Consider the following 17873-nt stretch of genomic DNA (forward strand, 5'->3'; position numbering starts at 1 on the left):
ATTTTTTGAAGCGTTATGGTAATTCACTAAAACCAAATGCGGGGAGGGAAGGACTGGACAGTCCTGAATAGAATGGAAAAGAATTGGTATGTTGTTCACACGTACTCTGGTTATGAGAATAAAGTAAAAGCCAACTTGGAAAAGCGTGTTGAATCAATGGGGATGCAGGATAAAATTTTCCGTGTAGTCGTACCCGAAGAAGAAGAAACGGATATCAAAAACGGCAAGAAAAAAGTCGTGAAAAAGAAAGTATTCCCTGGTTATGTGCTTGTTGAAATTGTAATGACAGACGACTCTTGGTATGTCGTCCGCAACACGCCGGGCGTTACTGGATTCGTAGGATCTGCCGGGTCAGGTTCAAAACCGACGCCGCTTCTTCCGGGGGAAGCAGAAACCATTCTGAAGAGAATGGGCATGGATGAACGAAAAACTGATATTGACTTTGAACTGAAAGAGACAGTGAAAGTGATAGACGGACCTTTTGCTAACTTTACAGGATCAATTGAAGAGATTGATTATGATAAAAGCAAGGTCAAAGTTTTCGTTAATATGTTTGGCCGTGAAACGCCGGTTGAGCTGGAATTTACCCAAATCGATAAATTGTAATGTGAAAAAACTTGAAATTGCTATATATAAATGATAATATAGCAAAGGTACGTCTTGGACTTATCCAAGGCAACTAGCATGATATTTCGTCATTCATATAAAGAATGAAACCTTGAGTGGGAGGGTTTACCCTATTACCACATCACGGACTTAAGGAGGTGTGTCTCGTGGCTAAAAAAGTAGTTAAAGTTGTAAAATTGCAAATTCCTGCTGGAAAAGCTAACCCAGCACCACCAGTTGGACCTGCACTTGGTCAAGCCGGTGTTAACATCATGGGATTCTGTAAGGAGTTTAACGCTCGTACAGCTGACCAAGCTGGTTTAATCATTCCTGTTGAAATTTCGGTTTACGAAGACCGTTCATTTACATTTATTACAAAAACTCCACCTGCTGCAGTATTGCTTAAAAAAGCAGCTGGAATTGAGTCTGGTTCTGGTGAACCAAACCGTAATAAAGTGGCAACCGTTAAGCGCGATAAAGTACGCGAAATCGCTGAAACGAAAATGCCTGACTTAAACGCAGCAGACGTTGAAGCGGCAATGCGCATGGTTGAAGGTACTGCCCGCAGTATGGGTATTGTAATCGAGGATTAATTTGTTTCTTGTCGGGTTGCGAGTTTTAACAAGTTCGCAACCCTTATTCGTGGGAGGTTATTCCGCTATAACCACATAAGGAGGAAATTTTAAAATGGCTAAAAAAGGTAAAAAGTACGTTGAAGCTGCTAAGCTTGTAGACCGTTCTAAAGCTTACGACGTCTCTGAAGCAGTAGCTCTCGTTAAAAAAACAAACACAGCTAAATTCGACGCTACAGTTGAAGTGGCTTTCCGTTTAGGGGTTGACCCTCGTAAAAACGACCAGCAAATCCGTGGAGCAGTTGTGCTTCCAAACGGAACTGGTAAAACTCAGCGCGTTCTCGTTTTCGCAAAAGGCGAAAAAGCGAAAGAAGCTGAAGCTGCTGGTGCAGATTTCGTAGGCGATACTGACTACATCAACAAAATTCAACAAGGCTGGTTCGATTTCGATGTTATCGTAGCTACACCTGACATGATGGGTGAAGTTGGTAAAATCGGTCGTGTACTTGGACCAAAAGGTTTAATGCCAAACCCTAAAACTGGTACAGTTACTTTCGAAGTTGAAAAAGCTATCGGCGAAATCAAAGCTGGTAAAGTTGAATACCGCGTTGATAAAGCTGGAAACATTCATGTTCCTATCGGTAAAGTTTCTTTCGAGGATGAAAAACTTGTTGAGAACTTCACAACAATGTACGATACAATCCTTAAAGCTAAACCTGCTGCAGCTAAAGGCGTTTACGTGAAAAACGTTGCTGTAACTTCTACTATGGGACCTGGTGTCAAAGTAGACTCTTCAACTTTTAACGTAAAATAATATTGACATGACATCAACATTCTGATATTATTCGAAATGTTGTAAAATAGAATATCATTTATACCGTAGACAGTAGGGGCCTAACCGCTTAATTATCCTACCGAGGTGTATATTATCACAGCTATTACGTTACGTATGCTTGTATATACAGCCTCCATGTCTCATGGAGGCTTTTTATATGGAATCCGTCGTCTCAGTCGTGATCACCTAACGGTATAAGTGTTACACAAGAATCTACAGGAGGTGTAACCATGAGCAGCGCAATTGAAACAAAAAAAGTTGTTGTTGAAGAAATTGCTTCTAAACTGAAAGAAAGTAAATCAACGATCATCGTTGACTATCGCGGACTTAACGTTTCTGAAGTAACTGAACTTCGTAAACAGCTTCGCGAAGCTAACGTTGAGTTCAAAGTTTACAAAAATACGATGACTCGCCGTGCGGTTGAACAAGCTGAGCTTAATGGTTTGAATGATTTCTTAACTGGACCGAACGCGATCGCATTCAGCACTGAAGATGTTGTCGCTCCGGCTAAAGTTCTTAATGACTTCGCTAAAAATCACGAAGCTCTTGAAATCAAAGCTGGCGTTATCGAAGGTAAAGTTTCTACTGTTGAAGAAGTGAAAGCTCTTGCTGAACTTCCATCACGCGAAGGCTTGCTTTCTATGTTGCTTAGCGTACTTCAAGCTCCAGTTCGTAACCTTGCTCTTGCTGCAAAAGCTGTGGCAGAACAAAAGGAAGAACAAGGCGCTTAATCTAATCAGTTTTTCATAAATTAAAACAAAATGGAGGAATTACAAATGGCTTTAAATATCGAAGAAATCATTGCTTCCGTTAAAGAAGCAACTGTACTTGAATTGAACGACCTAGTAAAAGCAATCGAAGAAGAATTTGGCGTAACTGCTGCTGCTCCTGTAGCTGTAGCTGGCGGAGCTGCTGCAGGCGGAGCTGCTGAAGAGCAAAGTGAATTCGATCTTATCCTTGCTGGTGCAGGATCTCAAAAAATCAAAGTTATCAAAGTTGTACGTGAAATCACTGGTCTTGGCTTGAAAGAAGCTAAAGAACTTGTTGACAACACTCCAAAACCACTTAAAGAAGGTATTGCTAAAGAAGAAGCTGAAGAGCTTAAAGCTAAACTTGAAGAAGTTGGCGCTTCTGTAGAAGTTAAGTAATCTTCACTTACCTGTAGGGGAAGCTCGCTTTTATGAGGCGAGCTTTTTCTTTGCCATTCTTTAAGCCATGAAAAAAGGAGGTTCTAATAATGAGTGAGCACTATTATTCAGAAAAACCTTCAGTAAAAAGCAACAAGCAAACCTGGTCTTTTAGGCTTCGGAATAAAGATTTCACGTTTACCAGCGACAGCGGGGTTTTTTCTAAAAAAGAAGTTGATTTCGGCTCCCGCCTGCTGATTGATTCTTTTGAAGAGCCTGAGGTTGAGGGCGGCATTTTGGATGTAGGCTGCGGATACGGCCCGATTGGTTTATCGCTCGCCAGCGACTTTAAAGACCGGACTATCCACATGATTGACGTTAATGAGAGAGCCGTAGAACTATCAAATGAAAATGCGGAACAGAACGGAATAACAAACGTTAAGATTTATCAAAGCGATTTGTTTTCAAACGTTGATTCTGCTCAAACATTTGCTTCTATTCTTACAAATCCCCCAATCCGAGCCGGAAAAAAAGTTGTCCATGCTATCTTTGAGAAAAGCGCTGAACACTTAAAAGCTTCAGGTGAATTGTGGATCGTCATACAGAAAAAGCAAGGCGCGCCTTCTGCCATTGAAAAGCTCGAGGAACTGTTCGATGAAGTTTCCGTCGTTCAAAAAAAGAAAGGCTATTATATCATAAAAGCAAAAAAAGTTTGACTCGGTATTTTAACTATGTTAATATTGTAAAATGCCAATGTATATATTTTGCTTGATATGATGAATTGTCATTATCTATGTATAAATTATACAAGTATGGAAATGCTAATAAAATCGGTATTTGTTTTTGGATGTGGTTTTCTTAATTAGAAACCCTTTTTTCTTTTGTCTTGTAAAAGTATTTTCTTTCTTTGGAAGAAATGCTTATTACACATATAATACGCATGATTTGAGGGGTGAATCAGTTGACAGGTCAACTAGTTCAGTATGGACGACACCGCCAGCGCAGAAGCTATGCTCGCATTAGCGAAGTGTTAGAATTACCAAATCTCATTGAAATTCAAACCTCTTCTTATCAGTGGTTTCTTGATGAGGGTCTTAGAGAGATGTTTCAAGACATATCACCAATTGAGGATTTCACTGGTAACCTCTCTCTTGAGTTCATTGATTATAGTTTAGGTGAGCCTAAATATCCTGTAGAGGAATCAAAAGAACGTGATGTGACTTACTCAGCTCCGCTAAGAGTGAAGGTTCGTTTAATTAACAAAGAAACTGGAGAGGTAAAAGACCAAGATGTCTTCATGGGTGATTTCCCTATTATGACAGATACAGGTACTTTTATCATTAACGGTGCGGAACGCGTTATCGTTTCCCAGCTTGTTCGGTCTCCAAGTGTATATTTCAGTGGTAAAGTAGACAAAAACGGTAAAAAAGGTTTTACCGCAACTGTCATTCCAAACCGTGGCGCATGGTTAGAATACGAAACTGATGCGAAAGATGTTGTTTATGTCCGCATTGATCGCACACGTAAGTTGCCGGTTACGGTTCTTTTGCGTGCTCTCGGCTTCGGCTCCGATCAAGAGATTCTTGATCTCATAGGAGAAAACGAATACCTGCGAAATACGCTTGATAAAGATAACACAGAAAACAGCGACAAAGCGTTGCTGGAAATTTACGAGCGTCTCCGTCCTGGAGAGCCGCCTACAGTAGAAAATGCGAAAAGCTTGCTTGATTCTCGTTTCTTTGATCCGAAACGATACGATCTTGCCAATGTAGGACGCTATAAAATTAATAAAAAACTTCATATTAAGAATCGCCTCTTCAATCAGAGACTTGCTGAAACGCTTGTTGATCCTGAAACAGGAGAAATCCTTGCTGAAAAAGGCCAGATTCTTGATAGAAGAACACTTGATAAAGTACTGCCATACTTAGAAAACGGAATCGGTTTTAGAAAGCTGTATCCGAATGGCGGCGTTGTTGAAGATGAAGTGACTCTTCAATCAATTAAAATCTTTGCTCCGACTGATCAAGAAGGAGAACAGGTTATTAATGTAATCGGCAATGCTTACATCGAAGAAGAGATTAAAAACATCACGCCTGCTGATATTATTTCTTCAATCAGCTACTTCTTCAACCTGCTGCACGGAGTAGGCGACACAGATGATATCGATCATCTTGGAAACCGCCGTTTACGTTCTGTAGGCGAGCTTCTCCAGAACCAATTCCGTATCGGTTTAAGCCGTATGGAGCGTGTGGTTCGTGAGAGAATGTCAATTCAAGATACGAATACAATTACGCCTCAGCAGCTGATCAATATTCGTCCTGTTATTGCGTCCATTAAAGAGTTCTTTGGAAGCTCACAGCTTTCTCAATTCATGGATCAGACGAACCCGCTTGCTGAATTAACGCACAAGCGTCGTCTGTCAGCATTAGGACCGGGCGGATTGACACGTGAGCGTGCCGGAATGGAAGTGCGTGACGTTCACTACTCCCACTATGGCCGTATGTGTCCGATTGAAACGCCTGAGGGCCCGAACATCGGTTTGATCAACTCACTATCATCTTATGCAAAAGTAAACCGTTTTGGCTTTATTGAAACGCCATATCGCCGCGTTGATCCTGAAACAGGGAAGGTAACGGGCAGAATCGATTACTTAACTGCTGATGAAGAGGATAACTATGTTGTCGCTCAAGCGAATGCTCGTCTTGATGACGAAGGCGCCTTTATTGATGACAGCATCGTAGCTCGTTTCCGCGGGGAGAACACTGTTGTTTCCAGAAATCGTGTAGACTACATGGATGTATCGCCTAAGCAGGTTGTATCTGCTGCGACAGCATGTATCCCGTTCTTAGAAAACGATGACTCCAACCGTGCCCTCATGGGAGCGAACATGCAGCGTCAGGCTGTGCCTTTAATGCAGCCGGAAGCGCCATTTGTTGGAACTGGTATGGAATACGTATCAGGAAAAGACTCTGGTGCCGCTGTTATTTGTAAACACCCTGGTATCGTTGAACGCGTAGAAGCGAAAAACGTTTGGGTTCGCCGTTATGAAGAAGTAGACGGTCAAAAAGTAAAAGGAAACCTGGATAAATACAGCCTGCTGAAATTTGTCCGCTCTAACCAAGGTACGTGCTACAACCAGCGTCCGATCGTAAGTGTCGGCGATGAAGTGGTAAAAGGAGAAATCCTTGCTGACGGTCCTTCTATGGAGCTTGGTGAACTTGCACTTGGCCGTAACGTAATGGTCGGCTTCATGACATGGGATGGCTACAACTATGAGGATGCCATCATCATGAGTGAACGCCTAGTGAAGGATGATGTTTATACATCTATCCACATTGAAGAATACGAATCAGAAGCACGTGATACGAAACTTGGACCTGAAGAAATCACTCGCGATATTCCAAATGTCGGTGAAGATGCGCTTCGCAATCTTGATGACCGTGGAATCATCCGTATTGGGGCAGAAGTAAAAGACGGAGATCTTCTTGTTGGTAAAGTAACGCCTAAAGGCGTAACTGAACTGACTGCAGAAGAACGCCTTCTTCACGCCATTTTTGGCGAGAAAGCCCGCGAGGTTCGTGATACTTCTCTTCGTGTGCCTCACGGCGGCGGCGGAATTATCCATGACGTTAAAGTCTTCAACCGTGAAGACGGAGACGAACTTCCTCCAGGTGTTAACCAGTTAGTACGCGTATATATCGTTCAGAAACGTAAGATTTCTGAAGGGGATAAAATGGCCGGTCGTCACGGTAACAAAGGTGTTATCTCTAAGATTCTTCCTGAAGAGGATATGCCTTACCTTCCTGACGGCACACCAATTGATATCATGCTTAACCCGCTGGGCGTACCATCACGTATGAACATCGGGCAGGTATTGGAACTTCACATGGGTATGGCCGCTCGTTACCTTGGCATTCACATTGCATCTCCTGTATTTGACGGAGCGCGAGAAGAGGATGTCTGGGAAACACTTGAAGAAGCCGGCATGTCTCGTGACGCCAAAACAGTGCTTTACGACGGACGTACTGGAGAGCCGTTTGATAACCGTGTATCTGTCGGTATCATGTACATGATCAAACTGGCTCACATGGTTGACGATAAACTTCATGCACGCTCTACAGGTCCTTACTCACTTGTTACGCAGCAGCCTCTTGGCGGTAAAGCGCAATTTGGCGGACAGCGTTTTGGTGAGATGGAGGTTTGGGCACTTGAAGCTTACGGTGCGGCTTATACTCTTCAAGAAATTCTGACTGTTAAGTCTGATGACGTGGTTGGACGTGTGAAAACATACGAAGCCATCGTTAAAGGCGACAATGTTCCTGAACCAGGTGTTCCGGAATCATTCAAAGTATTAATCAAAGAACTTCAAAGCTTAGGTATGGATGTCAAAATCCTTTCTGGTGATGAAGAAGAAATAGAAATGAGAGATTTAGAAGACGAAGAAGATGCGAAACAAGCTGACGGCCTGGCATTATCAGGTGATGAAGAGCCGGAAGAAACAGCATCTGCAGACGTTGAACGCGATGTAGTAACAAAAGAATAATCTCTAGTTATAAAGGCAAGTGACATCGGTTAATCCGAAGATAAAAAGGGAGGTAGGCCCCTTGCTAGATGTGAACAATTTTGAGTATATGAACATCGGTCTTGCTTCACCAGATAAAATCCGTTCATGGTCTTTTGGTGAAGTGAAAAAGCCTGAAACGATAAACTATCGTACGTTAAAACCTGAAAAGGACGGTCTATTCTGCGAACGCATTTTCGGACCGACTAAGGACTGGGAATGTCATTGCGGGAAGTACAAGCGAGTTCGTTATAAAGGCGTAGTTTGTGACCGCTGCGGAGTCGAAGTAACACGGGCTAAAGTCCGTCGTGAGAGAATGGGGCACATTGAACTGGCTGCCCCAGTTTCCCACATTTGGTATTTCAAAGGTATTCCAAGCCGTATGGGTCTTGTGCTGGATATGTCACCTCGTGCTTTAGAAGAAGTCATTTACTTTGCTTCTTACGTTGTAACTGATCCGGCGAATACACCGCTTGAAAAGAAACAGCTTCTGTCTGAGAAAGAATATCGTGCTTATCTTGATAAATACGGTAATAAATTTCAAGCATCTATGGGTGCTGAAGCAATTCATAAACTTCTTCAAGATATCGATCTTGTCAAAGAAGTTGATATGTTAAAAGAAGAGCTGAAAACTTCACAAGGACAACGCCGTACTCGTGCGATCAAACGTCTTGAAGTTTTAGAAGCCTTCCGTAACTCAGGAAACAAGCCTTCTTGGATGATCCTTGATGTGCTTCCTGTTATTCCTCCGGAGCTTAGACCGATGGTTCAGCTAGATGGCGGACGTTTTGCGACTTCTGATTTGAATGACCTTTATCGTCGTGTCATCAACCGTAACAATCGTTTGAAACGCCTTTTGGACCTTGGTGCGCCTAGCATCATCGTTCAAAACGAAAAGCGTATGCTTCAAGAGGCTGTCGATGCCCTAATTGACAACGGCCGCCGCGGACGCCCTGTAACAGGTCCTGGAAACAGACCGTTAAAATCTCTTTCTCACATGCTGAAAGGGAAGCAAGGCCGTTTCCGTCAAAACCTTCTTGGTAAACGTGTCGATTACTCCGGACGTTCTGTAATCGTTGTTGGTCCTCATTTGAAAATGTACCAATGCGGATTACCGAAGGAAATGGCACTTGAACTTTTCAAACCTTTCGTTATGAAAGAACTTGTTGAAAAAGGTCTTGCTCACAACATTAAGAGTGCGAAACGCAAAATTGAGCGCGTACAGCCTGAAGTTTGGGATGTACTAGAATCAGTTATTAAGGAGCACCCGGTACTGCTGAACCGTGCCCCTACTCTTCACAGATTAGGTATCCAGGCGTTTGAACCAACGCTTGTTGAAGGACGCGCAATCCGTCTTCACCCGCTCGTATGTACAGCTTACAACGCTGACTTTGACGGTGACCAAATGGCGGTTCACGTACCATTATCTGCTGAAGCACAAGCTGAAGCACGCATCTTGATGCTTGCTGCTCAAAACATCTTGAACCCTAAAGATGGTAAACCGGTTGTAACACCGTCTCAGGATATGGTACTGGGTAACTATTACCTGACACTTGAGCGTGCCGGTGCTGTCGGTGAAGGCATGGTCTTCAAGAATACAGACGAAGCGCTGCTTGCTTATCAAAACGGATATGTTCACCTTCATACGAGAGTAGCTGTTGCAGCTAACTCACTTAAGAATGTGACATTTACCGAAGAACAGCGCTCAAAATTGTTAATTACAACTGTCGGTAAGCTTGTCTTCAATGAAATTCTTCCGGAATCATTCCCTTACATGAATGAACCAACGAAGAGCAACATTGAAGAGAAAACACCTGACCGTTTCTTTTTAGAAAAAGGTGCTGATGTTAAAGCTGTTATCGCACAGCAGCCAATCAATGCGCCGTTTAAAAAAGGCATTCTGGGTAAAATCATCGCGGAAATCTTTAAACGATTCCATATTACGGAAACGTCTAAAATGCTTGACCGCATGAAAAACCTAGGTTTCAAATATTCAACTAAAGCTGGTATTACAGTTGGGGTTTCTGACATCGTCGTACTCGATGATAAACAAGAAATTCTTGAAGAAGCGCAAAGCAAAGTTGACAACGTTATGAAGCAGTTCCGCCGCGGTCTTATCACTGAAGAAGAACGCTATGAGAGAGTCATCTCTATCTGGAGTGCTGCAAAAGACGTTATCCAAGGCAAACTGATGAAATCACTTGATGAACTCAACCCGATCTACATGATGAGTGACTCTGGTGCCCGTGGTAACGCGTCTAACTTTACGCAGCTTGCCGGAATGCGCGGCCTGATGGCCAACCCGGCTGGACGTATCATTGAGTTGCCGATCAAATCAAGTTTCCGTGAAGGTCTGACAGTATTGGAGTACTTTATCTCCACACACGGTGCGCGTAAAGGTCTTGCCGATACCGCTCTTAAAACTGCTGACTCAGGTTACCTTACACGCCGTCTCGTTGACGTTGCGCAGGATGTTATCATTCGTGAAACTGATTGCGGAACTGACCGAGGCATTCTTGCTAAGCCACTTAAAGAAGGAACTGAAACAATTGAGCGCTTAGAAGAACGCTTAATCGGACGTTTTGCAAGAAAACAAGTGAAGCACCCTGAAACAGGTGAAGTGCTTGTGAATGAAAACGAACTGATCGATGAAGATAAAGCACTGGAGATTGTCGAAGCCGGCATTGAAGAAGTGTGGATCCGTTCTGCCTTCACATGTAATACGCCTCATGGTGTATGTAAACGATGCTATGGCCGAAATCTTGCAACTGGCTCCGATGTTGAAGTCGGTGAAGCTGTCGGAATCATTGCTGCCCAATCAATCGGTGAGCCTGGTACACAGTTAACAATGCGTACATTCCATACAGGCGGGGTTGCCGGAGACGATATCACACAGGGTCTTCCGCGTATCCAAGAGCTTTTCGAAGCGCGTAATCCGAAAGGTCAGGCAACAATTACAGAAATCGACGGTACAGTCGTTGAGATCAATGAAGTTCGTGACAAGCAACAGGAAATTGTGGTTCAAGGCGCAGTGGAAACACGTTCTTATACGGCACCTTACAACTCCCGCTTGAAAGTAGCGGAAGGAGATAAAATTACTCGAGGCCAAGTACTGACAGAAGGTTCAATCGATCCGAAAGAACTTCTTAAAGTGACTGACCTGACGACTGTTCAAGAGTATCTTCTCCATGAGGTTCAAAAGGTTTACCGTATGCAGGGTGTTGAAATCGGTGATAAACACGTAGAAGTAATGGTTCGCCAGATGCTTCGCAAAGTACGCGTGATTGATGCCGGTGACACTGATGTGCTTCCAGGTACATTGCTTGATATTCACCAATTTACTGAAGCGAACAAAAAGGTATTGCTTGAAGGCAATCGACCTGCTACAGGCCGTCCTGTCTTACTCGGTATTACAAAAGCATCTCTTGAAACTGATTCATTCTTATCTGCTGCTTCCTTCCAGGAAACAACACGTGTCCTTACAGATGCAGCGATCAAAGGTAAGCGTGACGAGCTTCTCGGCTTGAAAGAGAATGTTATCATCGGTAAGCTTGTTCCAGCTGGTACAGGAATGATGAAATACCGTAAAGTAAAACCAGTATCAAATGTTCAGCCGACTGACGATATGGTTCCGGTTGAATAACTGATTTAACTCTGCTGAAAGACTGCAAAAACAGTCTTTCAGCAGATATTTATGAAAAAGTCACTCTATGAGAAGAACGAATCTAAAAAATGTCATACCTTGTTGACATTCGTCTCCTAGAATGATAATATAACCAAGGTGCTCGAAATAAACCTGTTACTTTGGAGGATATGTTTATGTCTTATGATAAAGTATCACAGGCCAAATCAATTATTATTGGTACGAAGCAAACAGTGAAAGCTCTAAAGCGAGGTTCAGTAAAGGAAGTAGTCGTTGCAAAAGACGCAGATCCGATACTCACGTCAAGTGTTGTTTCACTTGCTGAAGATCAAGGTATCTCTGTCTCAATGGTTGAATCCATGAAAAAGCTCGGCAAAGCCTGCGGAATTGAGGTAGGAGCAGCCGCTGTTGCCATTATTTTATAACGTACTTTTGTTTTTGCGTAAGATTCCATCTTGTGTAAAGACATTGTTTTTTGCCTTTTGATGAACCACCTGGGTATGTGGGTTATAAAACGTAATGAAGGGAGGAAAAATTCATGCCTACAATTAATCAGCTAATTCGCAAAGGACGCGTGAGTAAAGTAGAAAACTCAAAGTCTCCTGCACTTAACAAAGGATACAACAGCTTTAAAAAAGAGCACACTAACGTATCTTCTCCACAAAAACGCGGGGTATGTACTCGTGTTGGTACAATGACACCGAAAAAACCGAACTCAGCACTTCGTAAATATGCTCGTGTTCGTTTGACTAACGGAATCGAGGTTACTGCTTACATTCCTGGTATCGGTCACAACCTGCAAGAGCACAGTGTTGTACTTATCCGCGGCGGACGTGTAAAAGACTTACCAGGGGTACGTTACCACATCGTTCGTGGTGCGCTTGATACTGCTGGAGTTGAAAACCGTGCACAAGGCCGTTCTAAATACGGTACGAAAAAACCTAAAGCAAAATAATATACGAAAATACGCATAATTGATGAAGGGAGGATATTCAGATGCCACGTAAAGGTCCTGTAGCAAAAAGAGATGTTTTACCTGATCCGATTTACAACTCTAAGCTTGTATCTCGTTTAATCAACAAAATGATGATCGATGGTAAAAAAGGTAAGTCTCAAACGATCCTATACAAGTCATTCGATATCATTAAAGAACGTACTGGCAATGATGCAATGGAGGTTTTCGAACAAGCATTGAAAAACATCATGCCTGTACTTGAAGTAAAAGCACGCCGTGTAGGTGGTGCGAACTACCAAGTTCCTGTAGAAGTTCGTCCTGAACGTCGTACGACTCTTGGACTTCGCTGGTTAGTTAACTACGCTCGTCTTCGCGGAGAAAAAACGATGGAAGAGCGTTTAGCTAACGAAATCCTTGACGCAGCTAACAACACTGGTGCTGCTGTTAAGAAACGTGAAGACACTCATAAGATGGCTGAAGCAAACAAAGCATTTGCTCACTATCGCTGGTAGGATTTATAGATTAACAAAACACAATTTCCTAATAAGGAAGGAGAAATTACCCAATGGCAAGAGAGTTCTCCTTAGAAAAAACTCGTAATATCGGTATCATGGCTCACATCGATGCCGGTAAAACGACTACTACAGAACGTATCTTGTTCTATACTGGTCGTATCCACAAAATTGGTGAAACTCATGAAGGAGCTTCACAAATGGACTGGATGGAGCAGGAACAAGAACGTGGTATCACAATCACTTCCGCTGCGACAACTGCACAGTGGAAAGGATACCGCGTAAACATCATCGATACTCCAGGACACGTAGACTTCACAGTTGAAGTTGAACGTTCTCTTCGTGTACTTGATGGTGCTGTTGCTGTACTTGACGCGCAATCAGGCGTTGAGCCTCAAACAGAAACTGTTTGGCGTCAGGCAACAACTTATGGAGTACCGCGTATCGTTTTTGTTAACAAAATGGACAAAATCGGTGCAGACTTCCTTTACTCTGTAGGAACTTTAAGAGACCGTCTTCAAGCAAACGCTCATGCAATTCAATTGCCGATCGGTGCTGAAGATAACTTCGAAGGTATCATTGACCTTGTAGAAAACGTTGCGTATTTCTACGAAGATGACCTCGGAACTCGTTCTGATGCAAAAGAAATCCCTGAAGAGTACAAAGAGCAAGCTGAAGAGCTTCGCAACAGCCTTATTGAAGCTGTATGTGAGCTTGATGAAGAGCTTATGGATAAGTACCTTGAGGGTGAAGAAATCACAATTGACGAGTTAAAAGCAGGAATTCGTAAAGGTACATTAAATGTTGAATTCTACCCTGTTCTTGTTGGTTCTGCCTTCAAAAACAAAGGTGTTCAACTAGTACTTGATGCTGTTCTTGACTACCTTCCTGCACCAACTGACGTTGCTGCAATCAAAGGTACACGTCCTGATACAAATGAAGAGATTGAGCGTCATTCTTCTGACGAAGAGCCATTCTCTGCATTAGCATTTAAAGTTATGACTGACCCTTACGTTGGTAAGTTGACGTTCTTCCGTGTGTACTCTGGAACACTTGATTCTGGTTCATACGTGAAAAACTCTACTAAAGGCAAACGTGAGCGTGTTGGACGTATTCTTCAAATGCACGCTAACAGCCGTGAAGAAATCTCTACTGTATACGCAGGGGATATCGCAGCTGCTGTAGGTCTAAAAGATACAACTACTGGAGATACTCTATGTGATGAGAAGGATCTTGTTATCCTTGAGTCAATGGAATTCCCAGAACCAGTTATCGACGTTGCTATTGAGCCTAAATCAAAAGCTGACCAAGATAAAATGGGTATCGCTTTAGCGAAACTTGCTGAAGAAGATCCTACATTCCGTACTCAAACAAACCCAGAAACTGGCCAAACGATCATCTCTGGTATGGGTGAACTTCACCTTGATATCATTGTTGACCGTATGAAACGCGAATTTAAAGTAGAAGCCAATGTTGGTGCTCCTCAAGTTGCGTACCGTGAAACATTCCGTACCGGTGCAAAAGTTGAAGGTAAATTCGTACGTCAGTCTGGTGGACGCGGTCAGTTCGGACACGTTTGGATCGAATTCGAACCAAACGAAGAAGGCGCTGGCTTTGAATTTGAAAATGCGATTGTCGGTGGGGTCGTTCCTCGTGAATACATCCCAGCTGTTCAAGCAGGTCTAGAAGATGCACTCGAAAATGGTGTACTAGCAGGCTTCCCGCTTATCGACATTAAAGCTAAACTTTTCGACGGTTCTTACCATGATGTTGACTCAAACGAAATGGCATTTAAAGTCGCTGCTTCTATGGCATTGAAAAATGCAGTCAGCAAATGTAACCCAGTTCTTCTTGAACCAATCATGAAAGTGGAAGTGGTTATTCCAGAAGAATATATGGGAGATATCATGGGTGATATCACTTCACGTCGCGGACGCGTAGAAGGTATGGAAGCACGCGGTAACGCTCAAGTTGTTCGTGCTATGGTTCCTCTTGCTGAAATGTTCGGTTACGCTACTGCACTTCGTTCTAATACGCAAGGTCGCGGTACGTTCACTATGCACATGGATCACTACGAAGAAGTGCCGAAGAGCGTCGCAGAAGAAATTATCAAAAAAAATAAAGGCGAATAATTGATTTTGCCGCTTAACTCAAGTATAACTACTATTGTAAGATGAGGAAGTGAAAGCTTTCTTTCACTTCCTATCACTCTATACATTACTAATTAAAAGCTCTTAAGGAGGATTTTAGAATGGCTAAAGAAAAATTCGACCGTTCCAAATCACATGCCAATATTGGTACAATTGGACACGTTGACCATGGTAAAACAACTTTAACTGCTGCTATCACAACAGTACTTCATAAGAAATCTGGTAAAGGTACAGCTATGGCGTACGATCAAATTGATGGTGCTCCAGAAGAACGTGAGCGCGGTATCACAATCTCTACTGCACACGTTGAGTACGAAACTGAAACTCGTCACTATGCACACGTTGACTGCCCAGGACACGCTGACTATGTTAAAAACATGATCACTGGTGCTGCGCAAATGGACGGAGCTATCCTTGTAGTATCTGCTGCTGATGGCCCAATGCCACAAACTCGTGAGCACATCCTTCTTTCTAAAAACGTTGGTGTACCATACATCGTTGTATTCTTAAACAAATGCGACATGGTAGACGACGAAGAGCTTCTTGAACTAGTTGAAATGGAAGTTCGCGATCTTCTTAGCGAATACGACTTCCCTGGTGATGATGTACCAGTTGTTAAAGGTTCTGCTCTTAAAGCTCTTGAAGGAGACGCTGAGTGGGAAGCTAAAATCTTCGAACTTATGGATGCGGTTGATGAGTACATCCCAACTCCAGAACGCGACACTGAAAAACCATTCATGATGCCAGTTGAGGACGTATTCTCAATCACTGGTCGTGGTACAGTTGCTACTGGCCGTGTAGAACGCGGACAAGTTAAAGTCGGTGACGAAGTTGAAATCATCGGTCTTCAAGAAGAGAACAAGAAAACAACTGTTACAGGTGTTGAAATGTTCCGTAAGCTTCTTGATTACGCTGAAGCTGGTGACAACATTGGTGCCCTTCTTCGCGGTGTATCTCGTGAAGAAATCCAACGTGGTCAAGTACTTGCTAAACCAGGTACAATCACTCCACACAGCAAATTCAAAGCTGAAGTTTACGTTCTTTCTAAAGAAGAGGGTGGACGTCATACTCCATTCTTCTCTAACTACCGTCCTCAGTTCTACTTCCGTACAACTGACGTAACTGGTATCATCCATCTTCCAGAAGGCGTAGAAATGGTTATGCCTGGAGATAACACTGAAATGAACGTTGAACTTATTTCTACAATCGCTATCGAAGAAGGAACTCGTTTCTCTATTCGTGAAGGCGGACGTACTGTTGGTTCAGGCGTTGTTTCTACAATCACTGAGTAATAGTATGATTTTAAACGAGACCCCTGTGGGTCTCGTTTTTTGTTTGCTTATCTTTTTCTTGTATAATAGGATCTATCATATTCGAGGGGTTAATATTTATGATTCCTGAAAAGAAATCAATCGCAATCATGAAAGAACTAAGCATTGGAAATACAAAGCAAATGCTGATGATTAATGGAGTTGACGTGAAAAATCCATTGCTGCTTTTTTTACATGGCGGGCCGGGAACGCCGCAAATCGGATATGTTAGACATTATCAAAAAGAGCTGGAACAGTATTTTACAGTAGTTCATTGGGATCAGAGAGGATCGGGGCTTTCTTATTCTAAGCGAATTTCGCATCACTCTATGACAATAAATCACTTCATTAAAGATACAATCCAAGTCACTCAATGGCTTTTAGCTCATTTTTCAAAATCAAAACTTTACCTAGCCGGTCATTCTTGGGGATCAATACTGGCGCTTCATGTGCTGCAGCAGCGTCCTGATTTATTTTACACGTATTATGGAATCAGCCAGGTTGTTAACCCGCAAGATGAAGAATCAACTGCTTATCAACATATTCGTGAAATTTCCGAATCAAAAAAAGCCAGCATATTATCTTTCCTTACACGTTTCATTGGTGCTCCGCCTTGGAAGCAGGATATCCAGCACCTTATCTATCGGTTTTGTGTTGAGCTAACCAGGGGAGGATTCACTCACCGTCATCGTCAATCTCTAGCTGTATTATTTCAAATGCTTACTGGCAATGAGTATGGAGTGCGGAACATGCACAGCTTCCTTAATGGATTGCGCTTCAGTAAAAAACATTTAACTGATGAGTTGTACCGGTTTAATGCTTTTACATCAGTTCCTTCTATTAAAGTACCGTGTGTTTTCATTTCAGGGAAACATGACTTAATTGTTCCTGCAGAAATATCGAAACAGTATTATCAAGAACTTGAGGCACCTGAAAAGCGCTGGTTTCAATTTGAGAATTCAGCTCACACTCCGCATATTGAGGAGCCATCATTATTCGCGAACACATTAAGTCGGCATGCACGACACCATTTATGATAGATCCTTGATAAATAAGAAAAACCCCTGTATAATAAAAAAAGTGTGCAAATCATGCATATTTTAAATAAGTCTTGCAACATGCGCCTATTTTCTGTATAATGGTGTATGTTGGTCTTTGACTGCGATGAAGTGAGAGGTTGCTGACACACCCGGCCGCTTTGCCATGGCAAGGTGTTCAGGTTTTTCTCACGGAGAACTGTCTAACGTGATGTAGGCGAAAAGGAGGGAAAATAATGGCAAAACAAAAAATTCGTATTCGTTTGAAAGCATATGATCATAGAATCCTTGATCAATCTGCAGAGAAGATTGTTGAAACGGCAAAACGTTCTGGTGCCAGCGTATCTGGTCCAATCCCGTTGCCAACTGAAAAATCAGTTTACACAATCCTTCGTGCGGTGCACAAATACAAAGATTCTCGTGAGCAATTTGAAATGCGTACACATAAACGTTTAATCGACATTGTGAACCCAACACCACAAACTGTTGATGCTCTTATGCGATTAGACTTACCATCTGGTGTCGATATCGAAATTAAACTTTAATTCTAAAATATAGAATGATC

Annotated in this window: 15 protein-coding genes and 1 other annotated feature; all 15 genes read left to right on the forward strand. The window is 42.6% G+C overall.

All coding sequences use genetic code 11. From position 1 onward, the window contains the following. Positions 1-72: 72 nt before the first annotated feature. The 15 genes from nusG to rpsJ all read left to right on the forward strand — a co-directional run bounded on the left by nusG (position 73) and on the right by rpsJ (position 17853). Complete coding sequence (gene nusG, locus NSQ16_RS00650) at positions 73-606, forward strand: transcription termination/antitermination protein NusG (RefSeq protein ID WP_003225764.1); 534 nt, start codon at positions 73-75, stop codon at positions 604-606. A 167-nt stretch (positions 607-773) separates the two neighbouring features. Then, positions 774-1199: a 50S ribosomal protein L11 gene (gene rplK / locus NSQ16_RS00655; RefSeq protein ID WP_003156430.1), complete on the forward strand. Its 426-nt coding sequence runs from the start codon at positions 774-776 to the stop codon at positions 1197-1199. A 94-nt stretch (positions 1200-1293) separates the two neighbouring features. Next, positions 1294-1992, forward strand: a complete 699-nt coding sequence (rplA, locus tag NSQ16_RS00660) for a 50S ribosomal protein L1 (RefSeq protein ID WP_003235040.1) — start codon at positions 1294-1296, stop codon at positions 1990-1992. A gap of 45 nt (positions 1993-2037) precedes the next feature. Next, positions 2038-2178: a sequence feature (ribosomal protein L10 leader region), on the forward strand. Between the two features lie 65 nt (positions 2179-2243). Then, positions 2244-2744, forward strand: a complete 501-nt coding sequence (gene rplJ / locus NSQ16_RS00665; RefSeq protein WP_003235042.1) for a 50S ribosomal protein L10 — start codon at positions 2244-2246, stop codon at positions 2742-2744. A gap of 45 nt (positions 2745-2789) precedes the next feature. Continuing rightward, positions 2790-3161: a 50S ribosomal protein L7/L12 gene (gene rplL / locus NSQ16_RS00670; protein WP_003156436.1), complete on the forward strand. Its 372-nt coding sequence runs from the start codon at positions 2790-2792 to the stop codon at positions 3159-3161. An 89-nt stretch (positions 3162-3250) separates the two neighbouring features. Further along, positions 3251-3856: a class I SAM-dependent methyltransferase gene (locus NSQ16_RS00675; protein WP_003235045.1), complete on the forward strand. Its 606-nt coding sequence runs from the start codon at positions 3251-3253 to the stop codon at positions 3854-3856. A 245-nt stretch (positions 3857-4101) separates the two neighbouring features. Further along, positions 4102-7683, forward strand: coding sequence for a DNA-directed RNA polymerase subunit beta (gene rpoB / locus NSQ16_RS00680; RefSeq protein ID WP_009966326.1), 3582 nt, complete (start codon positions 4102-4104; stop codon positions 7681-7683). A gap of 61 nt (positions 7684-7744) precedes the next feature. Next, positions 7745-11344, forward strand: coding sequence for a DNA-directed RNA polymerase subunit beta' (rpoC, locus tag NSQ16_RS00685; protein WP_004399688.1), 3600 nt, complete (start codon positions 7745-7747; stop codon positions 11342-11344). A 176-nt stretch (positions 11345-11520) separates the two neighbouring features. Next, complete coding sequence (locus NSQ16_RS00690; RefSeq protein ID WP_003225778.1) at positions 11521-11769, forward strand: 50S ribosomal protein L7ae-like protein; 249 nt, start codon at positions 11521-11523, stop codon at positions 11767-11769. 113 nt (positions 11770-11882) lie between these two features. Next, the gene (gene rpsL / locus NSQ16_RS00695; protein ID WP_003225781.1) at positions 11883-12299 is read left to right on the forward strand and encodes a 30S ribosomal protein S12; all 417 of its coding nucleotides are present in this window, start codon (positions 11883-11885) and stop codon (positions 12297-12299) included. 41 nt (positions 12300-12340) lie between these two features. Continuing rightward, positions 12341-12811: a 30S ribosomal protein S7 gene (gene rpsG / locus NSQ16_RS00700; protein WP_003225784.1), complete on the forward strand. Its 471-nt coding sequence runs from the start codon at positions 12341-12343 to the stop codon at positions 12809-12811. Between the two features lie 53 nt (positions 12812-12864). Further along, entirely contained in the window at positions 12865-14943 is a 2079-nt protein-coding gene (gene fusA, locus NSQ16_RS00705) for an elongation factor G (protein ID WP_003235056.1), read from the forward strand. A gap of 119 nt (positions 14944-15062) precedes the next feature. Beyond that, a complete protein-coding gene (gene tuf / locus NSQ16_RS00710; protein ID WP_003235058.1) occupies positions 15063-16253 on the forward strand; it encodes an elongation factor Tu in 1191 nt (396 codons plus the stop codon). Positions 16254-16351: 98 nt separating this feature from the next. Beyond that, on the forward strand, positions 16352-17308 hold the full coding sequence (locus tag NSQ16_RS00715) for an alpha/beta hydrolase (RefSeq protein ID WP_003235060.1): 957 nt from the start codon (positions 16352-16354) through the stop codon (positions 17306-17308). 236 nt (positions 17309-17544) lie between these two features. Further along, entirely contained in the window at positions 17545-17853 is a 309-nt protein-coding gene (rpsJ, locus tag NSQ16_RS00720; protein WP_003156464.1) for a 30S ribosomal protein S10, read from the forward strand. Positions 17854-17873 lie beyond the last annotated feature (20 nt).

This window comes from Bacillus sp. PS108, from assembly GCF_037963335.1.
GTDB lineage: Bacteria > Bacillota > Bacilli > Bacillales > Bacillaceae > Bacillus > Bacillus subtilis.